14 protein-coding genes and 2 tRNA genes are annotated in these 16634 nt (G+C 70.3%); 5 read left to right on the top strand and 11 right to left on the bottom strand.

Features of this window, described 5'->3' with window-relative positions; all coding sequences use genetic code 11:
- Positions 1–48: 48 nt before the first annotated feature.
- The 4 genes from AC3YNX_RS16735 to mobA are packed head-to-tail and all read right to left on the bottom strand — an operon-like array spanning position 49 to position 5153.
- Positions 49–378, bottom strand: coding sequence for a DUF4233 domain-containing protein (locus tag AC3YNX_RS16735; protein ID WP_127784841.1), 330 nt, complete (start codon positions 376–378; stop codon positions 49–51).
- 59 nt (positions 379–437) lie between these two features.
- On the bottom strand, positions 438–1832 hold the full coding sequence (gene folC, locus AC3YNX_RS16730; protein ID WP_127783492.1) for a bifunctional tetrahydrofolate synthase/dihydrofolate synthase: 1395 nt from the start codon (positions 1830–1832) through the stop codon (positions 438–440).
- Positions 1829–4489, bottom strand: a complete 2661-nt coding sequence (locus AC3YNX_RS16725; RefSeq protein ID WP_489996197.1) for a valine--tRNA ligase — start codon at positions 4487–4489, stop codon at positions 1829–1831. The genes folC and AC3YNX_RS16725 overlap by 4 nt, the downstream gene beginning before the upstream one ends.
- A gap of 19 nt (positions 4490–4508) precedes the next feature.
- Positions 4509–5153, bottom strand: a complete 645-nt coding sequence (gene mobA / locus AC3YNX_RS16720; protein WP_489996196.1) for a molybdenum cofactor guanylyltransferase — start codon at positions 5151–5153, stop codon at positions 4509–4511.
- A 56-nt stretch (positions 5154–5209) separates the two neighbouring features.
- On the opposite strand from mobA, the gene AC3YNX_RS16715 reads away from it, so the two are divergent.
- The 3 genes from AC3YNX_RS16715 to fdhD are packed head-to-tail and all read left to right on the top strand — an operon-like array spanning position 5210 to position 8909.
- Complete coding sequence (locus tag AC3YNX_RS16715; RefSeq protein ID WP_489996195.1) at positions 5210–7564, top strand: FdhF/YdeP family oxidoreductase; 2355 nt, start codon at positions 5210–5212, stop codon at positions 7562–7564.
- Positions 7565–7609: 45 nt separating this feature from the next.
- Positions 7610–8047, top strand: a complete 438-nt coding sequence (locus AC3YNX_RS16710; RefSeq protein WP_489996194.1) for an HIT family protein — start codon at positions 7610–7612, stop codon at positions 8045–8047.
- Between the two features lie 13 nt (positions 8048–8060).
- On the top strand, positions 8061–8909 hold the full coding sequence (fdhD, locus tag AC3YNX_RS16705) for a formate dehydrogenase accessory sulfurtransferase FdhD (RefSeq protein ID WP_489996193.1): 849 nt from the start codon (positions 8061–8063) through the stop codon (positions 8907–8909).
- 61 nt (positions 8910–8970) lie between these two features.
- On the opposite strand, the gene clpX is transcribed toward fdhD, so the two are convergent.
- The 5 genes from clpX to AC3YNX_RS16680 form a co-directional block, all read right to left on the bottom strand.
- Positions 8971–10251, bottom strand: coding sequence for an ATP-dependent Clp protease ATP-binding subunit ClpX (clpX, locus tag AC3YNX_RS16700; RefSeq protein WP_489996192.1), 1281 nt, complete (start codon positions 10249–10251; stop codon positions 8971–8973).
- 307 nt (positions 10252–10558) lie between these two features.
- Positions 10559–11200, bottom strand: coding sequence for an ATP-dependent Clp protease proteolytic subunit (locus AC3YNX_RS16695; protein ID WP_127783498.1), 642 nt, complete (start codon positions 11198–11200; stop codon positions 10559–10561).
- Positions 11201–11252: 52 nt separating this feature from the next.
- Positions 11253–11840, bottom strand: a complete 588-nt coding sequence (locus AC3YNX_RS16690) for an ATP-dependent Clp protease proteolytic subunit (protein WP_127783499.1) — start codon at positions 11838–11840, stop codon at positions 11253–11255.
- 144 nt (positions 11841–11984) lie between these two features.
- On the bottom strand, positions 11985–13430 hold the full coding sequence (gene tig, locus AC3YNX_RS16685) for a trigger factor (protein WP_489996191.1): 1446 nt from the start codon (positions 13428–13430) through the stop codon (positions 11985–11987).
- Between the two features lie 53 nt (positions 13431–13483).
- Positions 13484–13560 (bottom strand) — tRNA-Pro (locus AC3YNX_RS16680).
- Positions 13561–13650: 90 nt separating this feature from the next.
- On the opposite strand from AC3YNX_RS16680, the gene AC3YNX_RS16675 reads away from it, so the two are divergent.
- Positions 13651–13724 (top strand) — tRNA-Gly (locus tag AC3YNX_RS16675).
- Positions 13725–13880: 156 nt separating this feature from the next.
- Entirely contained in the window at positions 13881–14576 is a 696-nt protein-coding gene (locus tag AC3YNX_RS16670) for an LpqN/LpqT family lipoprotein (RefSeq protein ID WP_127783501.1), read from the top strand.
- A gap of 85 nt (positions 14577–14661) precedes the next feature.
- Here AC3YNX_RS16670 and AC3YNX_RS16665 read toward each other — a convergent pair whose 3' ends face one another.
- Positions 14662–15135, bottom strand: a complete 474-nt coding sequence (locus AC3YNX_RS16665) for a ribose-5-phosphate isomerase (protein WP_127783502.1) — start codon at positions 15133–15135, stop codon at positions 14662–14664.
- A gap of 48 nt (positions 15136–15183) precedes the next feature.
- Positions 15184–16623: an aldehyde dehydrogenase family protein gene (locus tag AC3YNX_RS16660; protein ID WP_489996190.1), complete on the bottom strand. Its 1440-nt coding sequence runs from the start codon at positions 16621–16623 to the stop codon at positions 15184–15186.
- Positions 16624–16634 lie beyond the last annotated feature (11 nt).

Raw genomic sequence — 16634 nt, 5'->3', positions numbered from 1 at the left:
TAACGGTCGCGCTCAGGGTAATCGACGCCCTGCCGACGACCGGCACGCTCAGCCCTGCTGGCTGGGCAGCCGGCCCGTGGCGATGCGTTGCTGCACGTCGCGACGCAGGTACAGGATGTAGGCCCACACCGCGGCGAACACCAGCCCCATGATCCCCAGCGAGGGGTGCACCGCCCAGCCCGCGATCATCGCCACCTGCAGCGCCACGTCCACCGGCACCGCCCACGGTCGCCGCTGCATCCCGCTGGCCACGATCATCACCACCGCCAGCGCCACCACGTACCCGCCGGACAGCCACGACACCCCGCCGCCGAGCTTGGCCACCACCGGCAGCACCAGCAGCACCACGATGGCCTCCAGGACCAGCGTCCCGGCCATCACTCCGCGCAGGCCCTTCCACGGGTCGGTGGCGGGGGCCCGGACCGGCTCGGGGACGCTCACGCCGGCTCCTTGCCGAGCAGCGTGCGCGCCTCACCCGCGGTGACGACCGATCCGGTGACCACCACGCCGGCGCCGGACACCGACTCCCCCGGCTCGGCCACGTCCTCGGCCATGGCGATCGCCTGCTCCAGCGCGCCGGCCATGTCGTCGGCCACCACCACCCGCTCGTCGCCGAAGCGGGCCACGGCGAACTCGGCCAGCTGCTCCACGTCCATCGCCCGCGGCGAGCTGTTCTGCGTCACCACGATCTCGTCGAGCACCGGCTCCAGCGCGGCCAGCAGCCCGGCCACGTCCTTGTCCTCCAGCACCGACACCACCCCGACGAGCTTGCGGAAGTCGAACTCCTCCGTGAGCGCCGCGGCCAGCGCCTGGGCCCCGTGCGGGTTGTGCGCGGCGTCGATGAACACCGTGGGCGCGCTGCGCACCCGCTCCAGCCGGCCGGGCACGGTGACGGTCGCGAACGCCTCGCGCACCGCCTCCACGTCCAGCTGGCGCTGCGGGCCGGCGCCGAAGAACGCCTCCACCGCGGCCAGCGCGAGCACCGCGTTGCGCGCCTGGTGGGCTCCGTGCAGCGGCAGGAAGATCTCGTCGTACACCCCGCCCAGGCCCTGCAGCTGCAGCTGCTGCCCGCCGACGGCCACCTGCCGGCCGAGCACGGCGAACTCCGAGCCCTCCCTGGCGACGGCGACGTCGACCTGCACGCAGCGGCGCAGGATCACCTCCTGCACCTCCGGCTGCTGCTCGGCCATGATCACGGTGCAGCCGGGCTTGATGATCCCGGCCTTGTTCTCGGCGATCTCGCTGAGGTCGGTGCCCAGGTACTCGCTGTGGTCCATGGCGATCGGGGTGATCACCGCGACCTGCGTGTTGAGCACGTTGGTGGAGTCCCAGGTGCCGCCCAGGCCCACCTCGACCACGGCGACGTCCACCGGGGCGTCGGCGAAGGCGGAAAACCCCATCGCGGTGAGCACCTCGAACTTGCTCATCGCCGGCCCGCCGGCGGCGGTGGAGCGCTCGTCCACCATGGCCACGAAGGGCTCGACGTCGGCGAAGGTGCTCACGTAGCGCTCCGGGCTGACCGGCTCGTTGTCCACGCTGATCCGCTCGGTGGCCAGCTGCAGGTGCGGACTGGTGTAGCGCCCCGTGCGCAGCTGCAGCCGGGTGAACAGCGCGTCCACCATGCGGGTGACCGAGGACTTGCCGTTGGTTCCGGCGACGTGCACGGCCGGATAGCTCAGCTGCGGGGAGCCGAGGATGTCCAGCAGCGCGTTGATGCGGGTCAGCGACGGCTCGATCTTGGTCTCCGGCCAGCGCTCGTTGAGCCGCGCCTCCACCGCGGCCAGCGCGGCGAGCTCGTCGCGACCGGGACGCGCCCCCTCCGAGGTGCTCACTGTGCCGCCAGCGCGCTGAGGCGGGCGTTGATGCGCTCCACCTCGGCCTGGGCGGTGGCCTGGCGAGCCTTGATCTTCTCGACCACCTGCGGCGGGGCCTTGCTGGTGAAGGACTCGTTCGCCAGCTTGGCCGTGGTGCCGGCGAGCTCCTTCTCGTTCACCGCCAGGTCCTTCTCCAGCCGGCGACGCTCGGCGGCGACGTCCACGGTGCCGGAGGTGTCCAGCTCCACCACCACGGTCGCCGCGTGCAGGCGCACCTCGATGGATGCGGTGGCGGCGAAGCCAGCGTCGGGCTCGGTGAGCCGGGCCAGGGAGGTGACCTGCCCGGACAGCCCGGTGAGGTCGGCGGTGTCCAGGCCGGAGATGCGGGCGGCAACCCGGCGCGAGGGCGCCACGCCCTGGTCGGCCCGGAAGCGGCGCACCTCGGTGATCAGCTTCTGCGCGTCGGCGACCCGCTGGGCGGCAGCATCGTCGGGCACCACACCGGTGGCGGTGGGCCACGCCGCGACGACCAGGGACTCCCCGCCGGTGAGCACGGTCCACAGCGTCTCGGTGACGAAGGGCATCACCGGGTGCAGCAGGCGCAGCAGCACGTCCAGGACGTGGCCCAGCACCGCCCGGGTGCCGGCCGCGGTGGCCTCGTCAGCCAGCTGGGCCTTGGCCAGCTCCAGGTACCAGTCGCACACCTCGTCCCAGGCGAAGTGGAACAGGGTCTCGCAGGCGCGGCCGAACTCGAAGCGGTCGAAGTAGCCGTCCACCTCGGTGACCACCGCGTCCAGGCGGTCCAGGATCCAGCGGTCGGGGTCGGTCAGCGCCTCCCGCGCCGGCAGCGCACCCACGGTGGCCTGGTTCATCAGCGCCAGCTTGGTGGCGTTGAACAGCTTGGTGGCGAAGCGGCGGGAGGCCTCGGCGTGCTCGTCACCCACGGACAGGTCGGCGCCGGGGTTGGCTCCGCGGGTGAGGGTGAAGCGCAGCGCGTCGGCGCCGTAGCGGTCCACCCAGTCCAGCGGGTCGATGCCGTTGCCGCGGCTCTTGGACATCTTCTTGCCCTCGGCGTCGCGCAGCAGCCCGTGCAGGAAGACGTCGTGGAAGGGCACCGAGTCGGCGGCGGCGCGCCCGTCGCCCTCGGCGGCGTAGAGGCCGAACATCATCATCCGGGCGACCCAGAAGAAGAGGATGTCGTAGCCGGTGACCAGCACGCTGGTGGGGTAGAACTTCGCCAGCTCGTCGGTCTGCTCCGGCCAGCCCATGGTGGAGAACGGCCACAGGCCCGAGGAGAACCAGGTGTCCAGCACGTCCGGGTCCTGGGTCCAGCCCTCGCCGGTGGGCGCGTCCTCGTCGGGACCGACGCAGACCACCTCGCCGTTGGGGCCGTAGAAGATTGGGATGCGGTGGCCCCACCACAGCTGGCGGGAGATGCACCAGTCGTGCATGTGGTCCACCCAGGCGAACCAGCGCGGCTCCAGGCTCTCCGGGTGGATGGTGGTGCGGCCGTCGCGCACGGCGTCGCCGGCGGACTTGGCCAGCTTGTCCACCGCCACGAACCACTGCAGGCTCAGCCGCGGCTCGATGGGCTCCCCGGTGCGCTCGCTGTGCCCGACGCTGTGCACGTAGGGGCGCTTCTCGGCCACCACCCGGCCCTGCTCGGCCAGCGCCTCGCGCACGGCCACGCGCGCCTCGAAGCGGTCCATCCCGTCGAACTGGGTTCCGGTGCCGGTGATGCGCCCGGACTCGTCCATGATCGAGGGCATCGGCAGGTCGTGCCGCTTGCCCATCTCGAAGTCGTTGGGGTCGTGCGCCGGGGTGATCTTCACCGCGCCGGTGCCGAACTCCGGGTCCACGTAGGAGTCGGCGATCACCGGGATCCGTCGCCCGGTGAAGGGGTGCTCCAGGGTGGTGCCGATCAGCGCGGCGTAGCGCTCGTCGTCGGGGTGCACGGCCACCGCGGTGTCACCGAGCATGGTCTCCACCCGGGTGGTGGCCACGACGACGTGCGGCTCGTCGTCGCGCAGCGAGCCGTAGCGCAGCGAGACCAGCTCGCCCTCCACGTCGGAGTAGCTGACCTCGATGTCGCTGATGGCGCTCTGCAGCTTGGGCGACCAGTTGACCAGCCGCTCCGCGCGGTAGATCAGGCCGTCGTCGAAGAGCCGCTTGAAGATGGTCTGCACGGCGCGGGACAGGCCCTCGTCCATGGTGAACCGCTCGCGGGACCAGTCCACGCCGTCACCCAGGCGTCGCATCTGGGCGCCGATGCTGCCGCCGGAGGTGTGCTTCCACTCCCAGACCTTCTCCAGGAAGGCCTCCCGCCCCAGCTCGTGCCGGCTGGTGCCCTGCGCGGTGAGCTGCTTCTCCACCACGGTCTGGGTGGCGATGCCGGCGTGGTCCATGCCCGGCAGCCACAGCACCTCGTAGCCCTGCATCCGCTTGCGGCGGGTGAGGGCGTCCATCACCGCGTGCTCCATGGCGTGGCCCATGTGCAGGCTGCCGGTGACGTTGGGCGGGGGCAGGACGATGGAGAACGGCGGCTTGTCGCTGGTCGCGTCGGCGGTGAAGTACCCGGCGTCCACCCAGCGCTGGTACAGCGCGTCCTCTACCTCGGCCGGCTCCCACTTGTCGGGGAGCTGGGCAGGTGCAGGGGTGTTCTCGGGCGGGGTCACCCGGCAAGTCTAGGAAACGTCAGCAGCGCCGATCACCGGGCCGGTGCCGCTGCCGCGCGGCGGCCAGCTCGGCCGGGGTGTTCACGTTCAGCAGCGAGTCCAGCTCCGGGTCGGCGGCGGCCAGCGCGGGGTCGGCCAGCAGCTCGGCACGGGTGATGCGGCGCACCCGGCAGCGCGCACCCAGCGCCCGCACCCGCCGCTCCCCCGCCGCCAGCAGCTCCGCGGCCGGCCCGGCCAGCGCGGTGGCGTAGGCCGCCGCCAGCGGGTGCTCGTGGTCGGCGTCCACCGGCATCACCACGTCCGGGCGCGGCTCCGCCTCCGGACCGCGGGCGGCGAGCACGGCGGCCACCAGCGCGGGGTGCAGCAGCGGCATGTCGGTGGCGCAGACGAAGGCGGTGTCCGCGCCCAGCTCCCCCGCCCGGGCCAGGCCGGTGGCCAGGCCCTGCAGCGGACCCTGGTCGGCCACCGCGTCGTGCAGCACCTCCGCGCCGGTCACCGTGAGCAGCTGCCCGGGGGCGGCGACCACCAGCACCCGGGCACCGTGGTGGCCGAGCACGTCCACGGTGCGCTGCAGCAGGGTGGCGCCGTCCCACTCCAGGGCAGCCTTGGGCGAGCCCATCCGGCGAGACCTCCCCCCGGCCAGCACCACTCCGCACACACCCACCAGCGCAGGCTAAGCCTCGTGTGTCGCGGGGGACTCACGTGGCGCACTATGGGGCCATGGCGCACGAGATCGAGATCGACAGCACCGGTGGGCACAAGCGGTACCGCGGCAAGGTCAGGCGGCCCGACATCGACGAGAGCAGCCTCAAGGTCACCAAGCCGGAGAAGTCGGCCGCGGGCGTGCCCGCCGTCCTTGTCGCCGCCCAGCGCGGACTCAAGCTGATGGGCGCGGACCGCACCGCCCGCACCTGGCTGCGAATCAACCAGCGCAACGGCTTCGACTGTCCCAGCTGTGCGTGGCCGGAGCCTGCCGACGGCCGCAAGACCTTCGAGTTCTGCGAGAACGGCGCCAAGGCGGTGGCCGACGACGCCACCACCCGCACCGTCACGCCGGAGTTCTTCGCCCAGCACTCCATCGACGAGCTGAACAGCAAGAGCAGCTACTGGCTCAACCTGCAGGGCCGGCTCACCCACCCGATGGTGGTGCGTCCGGGCGGAACGCACTACGAGCCGATCACCTGGGACGACGCCATCGCCCTGGTTGCCGACGAGCTCAACGGGTTGGCCAGCCCGGACGAGGCGCTGTTCTACACCTCCGGCCGGGCCAGCAACGAGTCCGCCTTCGTCTTCCAGCTGCTGGCCCGCAGCTTCGGCACCAACAACCTGCCGGACTGCTCCAACATGTGCCACGAATCCTCGGGCCACGCGCTCACCGAGTCCATCGGCATCGGCAAGGGCACCGTCACCATCCTGGACGTCCAGGAGGCCGACCTCATCATCATCGCCGGGCAGAACCCCGGCACCAACCACCCGCGCATGCTCAGCTTCCTGGAGGAGGCCAAGCACAACGGCGCCAAGATCGTGGCCATCAACCCGCTGCTGGAGGCGGGGCTGCGCCGCTTCCACGACCCGCAGTCGGTCAGCGGGGTGCTGGGCAACGGCACCAAGCTGGCCGACGAGTACCTGCAGATCAAGCTCGGCGGCGACATGGTGCTCTTCCGCGCCCTGGCCAAGATGCTGCTGCAGGCCGAGGAGGACAACCCCGGCAGCGTCGTCGACCGCACCTTCATCGACACCAAGTCAGCCGGCTTCGAGGAGTGGGCGAAGGCCGCCCGCGACCTCGACCTGGGCATCGTCGAGGAGGCCACCGGCCTCACGCTGGCCGACATCGAGAAGGTCGCCGCCCTGATGGCGAGCTCCCAGCGCACGGTGCTGTGCTGGGCCATGGGGCTGACCCAGCACCGGGCCGGCGTGGCCACCATCCAGGAGGGCACCAACCTCATGCTCATGCGCGGCATGATCGGCAAGCCCGGTGCCGGCCTGTGCCCCGTCCGCGGCCACTCCAACGTGCAGGGCGACCGCACGATGGGCATCTGGGAGCAGATGCCCGAGGGGTTCCTGGCAGCGCTGGACACCGAGTTCGGCATCACCTGCCCCCGCCCGCACGGGGTGGACACGGTCGGCGCGATGCACGCGATGAAGGAGGGCAAGGCCAAGGTGTTCATCAGCCTGGGCGGCAACTTCGCCTCGGCCACCTCCGACACCGACTACACCGAGGAGGGCCTGCGCCAGTGCTCCCTGACGGTGCAGATCTCCACCAAGCTCAACCGCAGCCACCTGGCCCACGGGCGCACCGCCCTGATCCTGCCCTGCCTGAGCCGCACCGACCGCGACATCCAGAACGGGCGCAAGCAGAAGGTGTCGGTGGAGGACTCCATGTCCATGGTGCACCTGTCCCGCGGGAACCTGAAGCCGGTGAGCGAGGACCTGCTCAGCGAGATCGTCATCATGGGGCGCCTGGCCCTGGCCACCCTGGGCACCGACCACCCGGTGCCGTGGCGGGCGTTCATGAAGAACTACGACACCATCCGCGACTCCATCGCCCGGGTGGTGGGCGGCTGCGAGGACTACAACCAGCGGGTGCGCCAGCCCGACGGCTTCATGCTGCCCAACCCGCCGCGGGACGGTCAGGACTTCACCGACACCGACAACGGCAAGGCCAACTTCGTCACCAACGAGCTGGAGTGGGTCAAGGTCCCGCCGGGCCGCCTCGTCCTGCAGTCGCTGCGCAGCCACGACCAGTTCAACAGCACCATCTACGGGCTGGACGACCGCTACCGGGGCATCGACAACGCCCGCAAGGTGGTGATGGTCAACCCACAGGACATCACCGAGCTCGGCCTCACCGACGGTGCGGTGGTGAACATCATCTCCGAGTACACCGGCAAGGACGGGGTGCTGCAGGAACGCCGCGCGGAGGGCTACCGGGTGGTCTCCTACGACACCCCGAAGGGCAACGCCGCGGGCTACTACCCGGAGACCAACGTGCTCTACCCGGTCCACGACGTGGCGAAGAAGTCCAACACCCCGGTCTCCAAGGCCGTGGTGGTGCGACTCGAGCCGGTCGGCTGATCCGTCCGCGCGCCGGTCGACCGCGGGGGTGTCTAGGCTCGGTGGATGGCCACCCTCTTCACCCGCATCCTCAACGGGGAGCTGCCCGGTCGCTTCGTCTGGCGTGACGACGTGTGCGGGGTCTTCCTGACCATCAACCCGCTCGCTCCGGGTCATGTGCTGGTGGTGCCGCGGGTGGAGGTCGACCACTGGATCGACCTGCCCGCCGACGTCGCCGCCCATCTCTGGGACGTCAGCCAGAAGGTCGGGCAGGCCCAGCAGCAGGCGTTCTCCCCGTCCAAGGTCGCCGTCCTGGTGGTGGGTGAGGAGGTACCGCACACCCACATCCACCTGGTGCCCTACCACCAGCTGTCCCAGGTCAACTTCGCCAACGCCGACCCTGACCCCAGCCCGGAGAGCCTGGACGCCGCCGCCGACAAGCTGCGGGCGGCGCTGCGCGAAGCCGGGCACCCCGAGGCTGGGCACCCCGAAGCAACCACCTGACTGGAGCCCCACCATGGGTCGCGTCACCACCCGACGACCGGTTCGCCGCATCACCGCTGACGGGGAGCTCCGCCGGCCGGACACCCTCGCCGTCGAGGAACCGATGGAGCTGCGCGTGGGCGGCCGGGCCCTGGCCGTCACCATGCGCACCCCGGGCAGCGACATCGAGCTGGTGCACGGCTTCCTGCTCACCGAGGGCGTCATCGGCGACCGGGAGGACGTCAGCATCGCCCGCTACTGCAACGGCGTGGACGACGAGGGCCGCAACACCTACAACGTGATCGACGTGGAGCTGGCGCCCGGCGTGGCCCCGCCCGAGGCCGGCGTGGAGCGCAACTTCTACACCACCTCCTCGTGCGGGGTGTGCGGCAAGGCGTCCCTGGACGCGGTGCGGCTGAAGAGCCGCTACTCCCCCGCCGCCGACCCGGTGTCGGTCAGCACCTCCGTGCTGGCCACCCTGCCGGACCAGCTCCGCGCCGCGCAGAAGGTCTTCGACACCACCGGGGGGCTGCACGCGGCCGGGTTGTTCACCGCCGACGGTGAGCTGCTGGCCGTGCGCGAGGACGTGGGCCGGCACAACGCGGTGGACAAGGTGATCGGCTGGGCGGTGCAGTCTGGCCGGGTGCCGCTGAGCGGCTGCGTGCTGATGGTCAGCGGGCGCGCGTCCTTCGAGCTGGTGCAGAAGGCGGTGATGGCCGGCATCCCCGTGCTGGCCGCAGTCTCCGCGCCGTCGTCGCTGGCGGTGGAGCTGGCCGCCGAGACGGGCATGACGGTGATCGGCTTCCTGCGCGGGACGAGCATGAACGTCTACACCGACGCTGCGAAGGCCCGCGTGGTGGTGCCGGAGCACAGCACGGCCTGAACACGCCGCCAGGCCCGTCCCCGTGGTGGTGGGGGCCGGACCTGGCGGTCAGTGCAGCGGATCAGGCGGACTTGTCGCGGCGCTCGGCCCGGGTCGGCTTGCGCGGCACGATGGTGGGAAGCACGTTGTTGCGGACCACGTCCTCGGTGATGACCACCTTGGCCACGTCGTCGCGGCTGGGGATGTCGAACATGATCGGCAGCAGCACCTCCTCCATGATGGCGCGCAGCCCACGGGCCCCGGTGCCGCGGAGGATGGCCTGGTCGGCGATGGCCTCCAGGGCCTCCTCCTCGAACTCCAGCTCCACGTTGTCCATCTCGAAGAGCCGCTTGTACTGCTTGACCATCGCGTTCTTGGGCTCGCGCAGGATGGTCACCAGCGACTGCTTGTCCAGGTTGGTGACGCTGGCCAGCACGGGCAGCCGACCGATGAACTCCGGGATGAGCCCGAACTTGATCAGGTCCTCGGGCATCACGTCGGCGAAGCGGTCCACGGTGTCGGTCTCGATCCTGGAGTGCACCTCGGCGCCGAAGCCCAGGCCACGCTTGCCCACTCGGTCGGACACGATCCGGTCGAGCCCGGCGAAGGCGCCGGCCACGATGAACAGCACGTTGGTGGTGTCGATCTGGATGAACTCCTGGTGCGGGTGCTTGCGGCCCCCCTGCGGCGGCACGCTGGCCTGGGTGCCCTCCAGGATCTTCAGCAGCGCCTGCTGCACTCCCTCGCCGGAGACGTCCCTGGTGATCGAGGGGTTCTCGCTCTTGCGGGCGATCTTGTCGACCTCGTCGATGTAGATGATGCCCGTCTCGGCGCGCTTGACGTCGTAGTCGGCGGCCTGGATGAGCTTGAGGAGGATGTTCTCCACGTCCTCGCCCACGTAGCCCGCCTCGGTGAGCGCGGTGGCGTCGGCGATGGCGAAGGGGACGTTGAGCATCTTGGCCAACGTCTGCGCCAGGTAGGTCTTGCCACAGCCGGTGGGCCCCAGCAGCAGGATGTTGGACTTGGCCAGCTCGATGGACTCCTCGCGCGGGTCGCGCAGCTTGTCCCCGGCCTGGATGCGCTTGTAGTGGTTGTAGACCGCCACCGCCAGCGTCCGCTTGGCCTTGTCCTGGCCGATGACGTACTTCTCCAGGAAGTCGCGGATCTCGTTGGGCTTGGGCAGCTCCTCGAGCTTGACCTCACCGGTCTCGGCGAGCTCTTCCTCGATGATCTCGTTGCACAGGTCGATGCACTCGTCGCAGATGTACACGCCCGGACCAGCGATCAGCTTCTTGACCTGCTTCTGGCTCTTCCCACAGAAGGAGCACTTCAGCAGATCTCCACCGTCTCCGATGCGTGCCATACCTGTCGCCCTCTACTTCCGTGTGCGGATGACGCCTTCGAGCTCAACGACTTCGAAACCAACGCGTGCCCGGCCCGAGCCCGTAACCGCTGCGGGACAGGACTTCCGCTGCTCCGCCGGTACCGGCGTCGTCGCTGCCCGTTCCTGATGACGTTACCCGTGGATCCCGACGAGCTCGCCGGTGAACGCCGAGCGCGGTCTCGGTGTGTGCCGCCGGGTGCCGCGCCGGGCTACAGCGTGCCTGTCCGGTTCGCCGCTCGAGCGCAGGCTGGCTCGAGCGGCGTGTCGGACAGGCACGCCGAGCTGGTCAGGACTGGGCCGACAGCTTCCGGTACGGCAGCACCTGGTCGATGATGCCGTAGGCCTTGGCCTCCTCGGCGGTGAGGATCTTGTCGCGCTCGATGTCCGTGCGCACCTGGTCAGCCTCGCGGCCGGTGTGCTTGGCCAGGGTGCTCTCCAGCAGGCGCCGCATGCGCTGGATCTCCGCGGCCTGGATGGCGAGGTCGGAGACCTGGCCGTAGACACCCTCGGTGGCCGGCTGGTGGATGAGCACCCGGGCGTTGGGCAGCGCCAGGCGCTTGCCAGGGGTGCCCGCGGCGAGCAGCACCGCAGCGGCCGAGGCGGCCTGGCCCAGGCAGACGGTCTGGATGTCGGCCCGCACGTACTGCATGGTGTCGTAGATCGCCATCAGCGAGGTGAACGAGCCACCGGGTGAGTTGATGTAGATGGTGATGTCGCGGTCGGGGTCGTCGGACTCCAGGCACAGCAGCTGCGCCATGATGTCGTTGGCCGAGGCGTCGTCCACCTGCACCCCGAGGAAGATGATGCGCTCCTCGAAGAGCTTGTTGTAGGGGTTGGACTCCTTCATGCCGTAGCTGGTCCGCTCGACGAACGAGGGCAGCACGTAGCGGGAGCTCGGCATCTGCATGCCGTTCGGGAAGCTGGTCATCGTGTCTCCATCAGGTTCGGGTCAGCCGGGACTGGGGGTGAGGTCGGACCGGCTACGCGCTGCCGGTTCCGCCGACCTGCGCGGCCCGGCTGATGACGTGGTCGACGAACCCGTACTCCAGTGCCTCCTGGGCAGTGAACCAGCGGTCCCGGTCGGAGTCCTTCTCGATCTGCTCCACGGTCTGCCCGGTGAACTGGGCCTGCAGCTCGTTCATCTCACGCTTGGTGTGCTCGAACTGCTCGGCCTGGATGGCGATGTCGGTGGCGGAGCCGCCGATGCCGGCCGAGGGCTGGTGCATCATGATCCGCGCGTGCGGCAGGACGAAGCGCTTGCCCTTGGTGCCGGCGGCGAGCAGGAACTGGCCCATCGAGGCGGCCAGGCCCATGCCGTAGGTGGCGACGTCGCACTCGGCGAACTGCATGGTGTCGAACATCGCCATGCCCGCGGTCACCGAGCCGCCGGGAGAGTTGATGTACAGGGAGATGTCGCGGGTGGGGTCCTCCGCCGAGAGCAGCAGGATCTGGGCGCAGACGCGGTTGGCGATCTCGTCGTCGACCTGGGTGCCCAGGAAGATGATGCGCTCCTGCAGCAGACGCTCGAATACCGAGTCGCTGAGGTTCAGTCCTGTGGTTCCTGCCATCTGAGGGTTCTGCGGCGTCGGGTTCTGCGGCGTCACGAGCGGGCCTGCCTTCCGGTGTGTGTTGAGCTTGTCTCTGACCCTAACGAACACGGGCGGCACCGGAGTCCCGGTACCGCCCGTGTTCGCTGTGAGCGTCAGTCGTTCTTACTTGTCGGCGTCAGACTTCTCGGCGTCGGCCTCGTCGGTCACGGCCTCCGCAGCGGCGTCCTCGGTGCCCGCCTCAGCGTCGGTGTCCGCAGCGTCGGTGCCCTCAGCGTCGGCGTCCTCAGCCTTGCGGCCGAGCAGCTCGTCGAGGTCGATGGCGTTGCCCGCGGTGTCGGTGACGGTGGCCTGGGCCACGACCCCGGCCAGCGCCTTGCCGCGGCGGACGTCGGCGAAGATCGCGCCGAGCTGGTTGGCCTGCTGCGCCTGCTGGATGTACTCCTCGGGGCTGACCCCGAAGCGCTGCGCCTGGTAGACGATGCGCTCGGTCAGCTCCTCGTTGCCCACCGTGGTGCCCTCGGCCTCCGCGATGGCGTCCAGCAGCAGCTGGGTCTTGACCGACTCCTCGGCCTCCTTGCGCGACTCCGCGTCGAACTCCTCGCGGCTGCTGCCCTGCGCCACCAGCGCGGCGGCCAGCTTGTCCTCGTCGTGGTCGAAGGGGTGCACCGCGTCGTGCAGGCGGGACTCCACCTCGGCCTCCACGACTGCCTCGGGCACCGGGATCTCGGTGACCTCCAGCAGCGCCTCGAGCACCTTGTCGCGAGCGGCGGTGGCCTGCTCGACCTTCTTCACCCGGGTGAGGCGCTCGCGCAGGTCGGCGAGCAGCTCGTCCATGGTGTCGAACTCGCTGGCCATCTGGGCGAACTCGTCGTCGGCCTCAGGCAGCTCGCGCTCCTTGACGTTGTTGATCACCGCAGTGACCACCGCGTCCCGGCCGGCGAACTCCCCCGCCAGCAGGGCGGTGGTGAAGTCCGCGCTCTCGCCGGCGGACTTGCCGATCAGCGCCTCGTCGATGCCGTCGATGAGCTCGCCGGAGCCGACCTCGTAGGACATGCCGGTGGTGGAGGCCTCGGGGACGTCCTCACCGTCCACGGTGGCCGACAGGTCGATGCTGACGAAGTCGCCGTCCTGGACGGGACGCTCGACGCCGGTGAGGGTGCCGAAGCGGGCCCGCAGCGAGTGCAGCTGCTCGTCGACCTCCTCGTCGGTGATCTCGATGGGGTCGACGGTGACGGAGAGCTCGCCGAAGGCGGGGATGGTGATGTCCGGGCGGACGTCGACCTCCGCGGTGAAGGCGACCTCCTGGCCGTCCTCCAGCTTGGTCACCTCGATCTCGGGCTGACCCAGCGGCCGGATGTCGGCGTTGGTGATCGCCTCGGAGTACTTGTTCGGCAGGGCGGCGTTGATGACCTGCTCCAGCACGGCGCCTCGGCCGACACGGGCCTCCAGCAGGCGCGCGGGAGCCTTGCCGGGACGGAACCCGGGCAGGCGGATCTGCTGGGCGAGGGTCTTGTACGCGGCGTCAAAGTCGGGTTTGAGCTCCTCGAAGGGCACCTCGACGTTGATGCGCACCCTTGTAGGGCTCAGCTGCTCGACGGTGCTCTTCACAGACATGCTCCTCAGGTAATACGTGAGTTCGGCAAATTGACCCAGGATGAACCTGGTCGGGGTGACAGGATTTGAACCTGCGACCCTCCGCTCCCAAAGCGGATGCGCTACCAAGCTGCGCCACACCCCGTCGTGACGATCCTACTGGGCCGTTAGGTAGCATCTGACACCGCACACGAAGAGCCGGTAGCTGAAGGGCCACTGGCAGGCGCGGGTGCACGCGGGCGTAGCTCAATGGTAGAGCCTCAGTCTTCCAAACTGATTACGCGGGTTCGATTCCCGTCGCCCGCTCCACGGTGCCAGTCGAGCACCCACGAGCGACCACCTCTCCCGCGCCCGCCGCGGCGGGCAGCCTGTGGCACAACACCTCTCGGTCGCAGCGCCGCTGAGCCACCGCCGTATTGTCGGCGGGTGCGCCTGATCCGGGCGCGTCGTGACGAAAGGTGAACCATGTCCACCCGAATGAAGACCGCGCTGGCGCTGGCGACGGTGGGCATCGCGCTCGCCGCCGGCTGCAGCTCCGAGGAGTCTGGCGCCGCCCAGGCCGACCCGGCCGCCACCACCTCCGCCGCCGCCTCCAGCAGCACCGCGTCCTCATCGACCTCCAGCGCGCCCACGTCGACCACCACGTCGGCCGCGCCCACTCCCGCGCCCGGCTCGGTGACGCTGACCAGCCCGGACCCCCGCGCCCCCAAGCTGACGGTGACTCCGCCGGCCGGCTGGACCCAGTCCACCGAGAAGATCTCCGAGAGCCCGGACCTGATCGGCGCCTTCCTCGTCAACGACGCCCGGGCCAACGACTTCACCCCGAACACCACCATCGTGATCAGCAACATCACCGGCAAGGCCGGCTCCAAGGAGGAGGCGCTGGCCCTGGACAAGAAGACCCTGAGCACCCAGCTGGCCGGCTACGTGGAGACCGGCACCAAGCCCCTCACCGTGAGCGGCAGCCCCGGCCAGCGCATCACCGGCCAGTGGACCAGCCCGCAGGTGGGCTCGCCGCTGCTGGTGACCGTCACCTCGGTGGCCGTCAACAACGACGAGGGCCTCTTCCTGGTGGACCTGGTCTCGCAGAGCACCCAGACCCTCGCCCCCGGCTGGGAGCAGGCAGTGCAGAGCTTCCACGAGAGCCTCGTCATCAGCTGACGAGCACCCGGCTACGAGAGCGGCCCCGGACACCGTTGCAGGTGTCCGGGGCCGCTCTGTCTTCGCTGTTCAGGTGGGCCGGTGCTCAGGCCTCGGGCAGTGCCGGCGGTGTGCCGGTGCGCTCGTACTCGGCCAGGATGTCGATGCGACGCTGGTGCCGCTCGTCACCGGAGAACGGCGTCTGCAGGAACGCGTCCACGATGGCCAGCGCCTCCTCCAGGCTGTGCATCCGACCGCCGATGCCGATCACCTGCGCGTTGTTGTGCTGGCGGGCCAGCTGCGCGGTCTCCACGCTCCACGCCAGCGCCGCACGGCAGCCGGGCACCTTGTTCGCGGCGATCTGCTCACCGTTGCCCGACCCGCCGAGCACCAGCCCGAGGCTGCCCGGGTCGTCCACCACCCGCTGGGCGGCGGCGATGCAGAAGGCCGGGTAGTCGTCCACGGCGTCGTAGGTGTGCGCACCCACGTCGACCGGGTCGTGTCCCGCCTCCTGCAAGTGCTGGACGATCTGTGCTTTGAGCTCGAAGCCGGCATGGTCGGCACCCAGGTAGACGCGCATGGTCCCAGTGTCCCAGGTTGTGGCACGCGCGTCGTGCCTGGGTGAGCGTCAGCGCTGGATGGACTTGACCTCGCAGAACTCCTCCAGGCCAAAGCGGCCCAGCTCGCGGCCGTTGCCCGACTGGCCGTAGCCGCCGAACGGGGCCAGCAGGTTGAACGACCCGCCGTTGACGTCGACCTGCCCGGTGCGCATCCGCTTGGCGAACTCCACCCCGGACTCGGTGTCGCCGGCGAACACCGCACCGGCCAGGCCGTACACGGTGGAGTTGGCGATCTCCGCCGCCTCGTCCAGGTCCTGGTAGGGCATCACCGACAGCACCGGGCCGAAGATCTCCTCCTGGGCGATGCGCATGTCCGGGCGGACGTCGGCGAAGATCGTGGGCTGCACGTAGGCGCCGTCGGTGGGCAGGTCCGCGCCCGCCTGCGGGCCGCCGTAGGCGACGGTCGCCCCCTCGGCCACCCCGACGTCCAGGTAGGAGCGGACCTTCTCCTGCTGCGCCGCCGAGGACATCGGGCCGATGCGGGTGGCGGGGTCGGACGGGTCGCCCACCTTGTAGGCCGCCGCGGCCTCGCGCAGCAGGTCCAGCATCTCCTGCTGGCGCTCGGCGGGCACCAGCATGCGGGTCCAGGCGGTGCAGGTCTGGCCCCCGTTGATCCAGCCGTTGCCCAGCCCACGCTGGGCAGCGACGGCGAAGTCGGCGTCGGGCAGCACCACGCAGGCCGACTTCCCGCCCAGCTCCAGCGCCACCCGCTTGACGGTGTCGGCAGCGCCGATGCTCACCTTCTTGCCCGCGGCGGTGGAGCCGGTGAAGGAGACCATGTCGATGTCGGGGTGGCGGGAGATGGCCTCCCCCACCACCTCACCGGTGCCGTGCACCAGGTTGAGGGCGCCGGCCGGCAGCCCCGCCTGCTCGGCGATCTCGACCAGGATGCCCGCGCTGAGCGGGGCCACCTCGCTGGGCTTGAGCACCACCGTGTTGCCCGCCAGCAGCGCGGGCGCCACCTTGGCGACCACCTGGTGCAGGGGGTAGTTCCACGGGGTGATCGCCCCGACCACCCCGATCGGCTCGCGCAGCACCAGCGAGTTGCCGATCTCCTCCGACCACGGGAACGAATCCGCGACGTCGGCGAAGACGCCGGCGTTGATCCCGGGCATGGACGCCTGCACCGCGGTGGCGAAGCCGATGGGCGAGCCCATCTCCGCGGAGATGGTGGCCGCGATCTCGTCCCTGCGGGCGGCGATGCCCTCGGAGATCCGCCGCACCACGGCCGCCCGCTCGGCCACCGGCACCTGCGACCAGCTGGCGAAGACCCGACGGGCCGCGCGGACCGCGTCGTCGACGTCGGTGGCGGTGCCGGCCGGGACCGTGGCGAGCAGCTCGCCGGTGGCCGGGTTGGTCACCTCGATGCGCTCACCGGAGCCGGCGCGGCGCTCGCCGTCGATGACGTGGTCGGTGCAGGAGGTGGTGGGTGCGGGGGCTGTGGTCACGGCGGATCTCC

The organism is Rhodococcus sp. Z13_19A, assembly GCF_058133575.1.
This window is presented reverse-complemented; position numbering and strand designations above follow the sequence as displayed.